The 264-nt window shown below is 45.8% G+C and carries 1 protein-coding gene; it reads left to right on the plus strand.

Features of this window, described 5'->3' with window-relative positions; all coding sequences use genetic code 11:
- Positions 1-264 (plus strand): hypothetical protein (locus tag CWC14_RS19300; RefSeq protein ID WP_171036902.1); only part of this gene is annotated, 264 nt, incomplete at both ends.

A 264-nucleotide genomic window follows, 5' to 3' on the forward strand; every position in this document is an offset into this window, starting at 1 on the left:
AGCTTTATTTTGTTGCCTTTACTGATTGTCGTGGTATTAACTGGGTTCAGCGAACCAATGCTGTGGCTATTGCGTCAGTTGGACTTGGCGCTATCCTCGACGTTAGAAGGGGCGATAGAGCTCGGCCCAGTACTTTGGTTTTCCACCGGTGAGCTTGATATCACAGTGGTTATTATTTATTACCTTGCAGTTACGGCCATACTGATAAAACCCAGTTTATGGCCTGTGTGTTATGCAGGGGGATTGTTTGTTGGCTATTGTGCA

Source organism: Pseudoalteromonas sp. S3260, assembly GCF_005886925.1.
Lineage (GTDB): Bacteria > Pseudomonadota > Gammaproteobacteria > Enterobacterales > Alteromonadaceae > Pseudoalteromonas > Pseudoalteromonas tetraodonis.